Source organism: Dialister sp. UBA1703, assembly GCA_002320515.1.
Classification (GTDB): domain Bacteria; phylum Bacillota; class Negativicutes; order Veillonellales; family Dialisteraceae; genus Dialister.
In genome coordinates this window covers 59,200-62,939 of record DCJJ01000086.1, presented here as the reverse complement: position 1 = coordinate 62,939, position 3,740 = coordinate 59,200, and the positions used below count along the sequence as shown (strand labels likewise).

The window sequence follows — 3,740 nt, the reverse complement described above, 5'->3', positions numbered from 1 at the left end:
AATTAATCAGTGCTTCCCTAGACATGTAACTTTCTGAAAAAATTCCCTGACTGCCGGTACAGATATTTCTATGATGGATGAAATGGAACGTCATGAAACAATCCATGAATACCACGCCCGCCTATCCGGCCCCTTTCTTCCAAGATCAAAGACCTCTATAAAGCAGGGGTGGCAGGCACTTGTAAAGGTAAGCGGGGAAATGCCTGTCCGTCATTTTCCTGCTTTTGGTACTCACCGGCCGGATGGACTTTTTCATCTGATGACGCAACATTCCTATTCACTTTGCCATAACTATCCTGTATAATAAGAAAATACGTGAAAAAGGATTTATTGATTACAGGAGGAAAAGGAATGTTCAAGACATTTCAGATGGAACTGGCCGGTCGTCCGCTTATTATTGAGACCGGCAAGATGGCAAAGCAGGCCAATGGTGCTGTACTGGTGAGATACGGCGATACGGTAGTGCTGGTGGCTACTACTGCCAGCAAGGAACCGAGGGAGGGAACCGATTTCTTCCCCCTGACCGTGGATTATGAAGAAAAGATGTATGCCGTAGGCAAGATGCCTGGGGGATTCCTGCGCCGTGAAGGCCGTCCGGGGAATACTGCCATTCTGAATGCCCGTCTGATTGACCGTCCGATTCGTCCGCTTTTTGATAAACGCTGCCGCAATGATGTGCATGTGGTGGCTACGGTGCTGTCCGTGGACTACGACAATGCGCCGGAGCTCTGCGGCATGCTGGGGGCTTCCGCTTCTATCGGCATTTCCGATATTCCCTGGGATGGACCCATCGCCGGTGTCCGCATCGGCAGGGTAGATGGAAAATACGTGGTGAACCCCACTCAGGAACAGCTGGCAGAGTCTTCCATGAACATTACCGTAGCCGGTTCTGAAGAAGCTATTATGATGGTAGAAGGCGGTGCCAACGAGGCTCCGGAGGAAGAAGTGCTGGATGCCATCATGTTCGGACATGAAACTATTAAGGAACTGTGCCGTTTCCAGAAGAAGATTATCGAAGAAGTAGGCAAGCCGAAACGCACCCTTGTTTTCCCGGAAATTCCGAAGGAAATCGACGACGCTGTGGCTGCTTATGCCACCGAAGATCTGAAGAAGGCTATTTTCGACGCAGATAAGCTGAGAAGAGATGGAAATATTGATGCAGTGAAGAAGGCTGCCAAGGAACATTTTGCCGACATTTATCCGGAAAATGGCGCCGATGTGGCAGAAAGCCTTGATCATCTTACCAAGCAGATTGTCCGTGATTCCATTTCCAATGAAGGCATTCGTCCGGACGGCAGAAAGCTGACAGAAATCCGCCCCATTACCTGTGAAGTGGGACTGCTTCCCCGGGTTCACGGCAGCGCTCTTTTCACCCGTGGCCAGACCCAGGCTCTTTCCATTACCACCCTGGCTCCCATGTCTGAAACCCAGATTATCGATGACCTGACTCCGATTACGGAAAAACGGTACATCCATCAGTACAATTTCCCATCCTACTGCGTAGGTGAAACAAAGGGTTCCCGCGGACCGGGACGCCGTGAAATCGGTCATGGTGCTTTGGCAGAAAGGGCTCTCCGTCCGGTGATTCCGTCGGTGGAAGAATTCCCCTATGCCATCCGCGTAGTTTCTGAAATTCTGGAATCCAACGGTTCCTCTTCCCAGGCTTCCGTATGCGGCAGCACCATGTCTCTTATGAATGCAGGCGTTCCCATTAAGGCTCCGGTCGCAGGCATTGCTATGGGCCTCATCGAAAACGGCGGCAAGTTCAGCATCCTTTCTGATATCCAGGGCATGGAAGATGCGCTGGGTGATATGGACTTCAAGGTAGCCGGCACAGCCAAGGGCGTCACTGCCATCCAGATGGATATCAAGGTACATGGTCTGTCCCGCGACATTCTGCTGGCAGCCCTGAAGCAGGCTCACGAAGGCCGTCTCTTCATCCTGGGCAAGATTGCAGCATGCATCGATAAGCCTGCAGACTATCTGTCCCCCTACGCACCGAAGATTATTGCCGTTACTATTCCTGTGGAAAAGATTCGGGATGTCATCGGTGCCGGCGGCAAGACCATCAATAAGATCCAGGATGAAACCGGTGCCAAGCTGGATGTGGAAGAAGACGGACATGTGTATATTTCTTCCACTGATGAAGCAGCTGCAGAACAGGCCAAAAAGATGGTGGAAGGACTTACCCATGAGGTGAAGGCCGGCGAGACCTATCTGGGCCGGGTTACCCGTCTCATGAAGTTCGGCGCATTTGTGGAAATCCTGCCGGGTAAGGAAGGTCTGGTTCATGTATCCCAGCTGGCTCTCCAGCGGGTGGAAAAACCGGAAGACATTGTCCATGTAGGCGATGAAATCATGGTAAAGGTCACTGAAATCGACGACAAGGGCCGTATTAATCTGTCCCGCAAGGCTCTCCTTCTGGAAAAGAAGAACAAATGAGAAGCCGGGGATTTGAAGTCGTTTCCGCCTGGGAGAAGGAAGGTATCCGTATTCCCGTAAGGAAAACCGCCTCCAGTGCAGGCTACGACATAGAAAGCGGAAGGGATATGGATATCCTGCCGGGCAAAGTCACCCTCATTCCCACCGGCCTCAAGGCTTACATGGAGGATGATGAGTACCTGGCCATCTATATCCGTTCCAGCATGGCCATCAAGCATGGTCTCATACTGATTAATAGCACTGGCATTATTGACTCCGACTACTACAATAATGAAGACAATGAAGGTCATATTATGGTGGCGGTGTATAATACCACTTCCCAGCCTTTCCATATTTCTAAAGGCGACAGGGTAGCCCAGGGCATTTTCACGAAATACCTGAAGGCTGACGGTGATGCAGCCAAAGGTCTTCGGACCGGCGGCGTGGGAAGCACGGGGAAATAAATATCTGTATCATTCCAGCGGCGGATACTATCCGCCGCTTTTCCCATAAGGGAGGTACTTATGAGCGTTGAAAAAGAAAAAATGGTGAGCCGCGAGGAAATTTATGACGGGCAGATCGTCCATCTTTTCAAAGACCAGGTGGAACTGGCCGGAAAGAAAACCATAAGGGAAGTGATTCTTCACTGCGGCGCCGCTGCCATCATCCCTGTAACCGATGAGGGTAAGGTGCTCTTTGTCAAGCAGTACCGCTACCCGGTGGGTGAGGCTCTCCTTGAAATCCCGGCAGGGAAGATGGACCCGGGAGAAACGCCGGATGAATGCGCTGCCAGGGAGCTGGAGGAAGAAACGGGATACCGGGGCACTCTGAAAAAGCTGGGATATGTGTACACTACGCCGGGCTTCTGCAACGAAACTATCCACCTCTACCTGGCCACCGGCCTTGTCCACACGGCCCAGCACCTGGATGAAGGGGAATTTCTGGATGTTCTTGCCATTCCCCTGGAAAAGGTATGGCATATGATAGGCAGGGGTGAAATCTATGACGCGAAAACCCTTTCGGCCTTCGCCATTGCCTATGATGTATTGAAATAAGATTATAAAAATAAAAAAACTGTGAAGGGGCTGTGAAAAAAATGATTTACATTTTTTCACGCCCCCCATTTTCTCACGTTTTTTTTATGGAAGAACTGAATTATTGGAATAAGCAGAAATTTCATTAGATAAATAAATACAATCGACTTTAAAAATATAATGGAAATAGTATAATATATAAAGCAGATTAATGAAATAATGGGAATTATGAAGGAACATGGGAATTGGGATAGCAAATCAGTGGGCTGGTGTACTAGGGAAGCA

At 49.8% G+C, this 3,740-nt stretch carries 3 protein-coding genes; all 3 read left to right on the top strand.

Annotated features, from left to right (window positions below; all coding sequences use genetic code 11):
• Window positions 1-351: 351 nt before the first annotated feature.
• Genes B2Y11_RS04230 through B2Y11_RS04220 form a run of 3 tightly spaced genes read left to right on the top strand, consistent with a single transcriptional unit; the run spans window position 352 to window position 3,476 of the window.
• Window positions 352-2,442, top strand: a complete 2,091-nt coding sequence (locus tag B2Y11_RS04230) for a polyribonucleotide nucleotidyltransferase (RefSeq protein ID WP_291056614.1) — start codon at window positions 352-354, stop codon at window positions 2,440-2,442.
• Window positions 2,439-2,885: a dUTP diphosphatase gene (dut, locus tag B2Y11_RS04225; protein WP_291056611.1), complete on the top strand. Its 447-nt coding sequence runs from the start codon at window positions 2,439-2,441 to the stop codon at window positions 2,883-2,885. Before B2Y11_RS04230 ends, dut begins: the two co-directional genes overlap by 4 nt.
• A 60-nt stretch (window positions 2,886-2,945) precedes the next feature.
• A complete protein-coding gene (locus B2Y11_RS04220; protein ID WP_291056608.1) occupies window positions 2,946-3,476 on the top strand; it encodes an NUDIX hydrolase in 531 nt (176 codons plus the stop codon).
• The last annotated feature ends 264 nt before the right edge of the window (window positions 3,477-3,740 follow it).

Excerpts from the sequence above, each read along its gene's own strand:
- dut (WP_291056611.1), top strand. The coding sequence starts at position 2,439 with ATGAGAAGCCGGGGATTTGAAGTCGTTTCCGCCTGGGAGAAGGAAGGT.
- B2Y11_RS04220 (WP_291056608.1), top strand. The coding sequence starts at position 2,946 with ATGAGCGTTGAAAAAGAAAAAATGGTGAGCCGCGAGGAAATTTATGAC.
- B2Y11_RS04230 (WP_291056614.1), top strand. The coding sequence starts at position 352 with ATGTTCAAGACATTTCAGATGGAACTGGCCGGTCGTCCGCTTATTATT.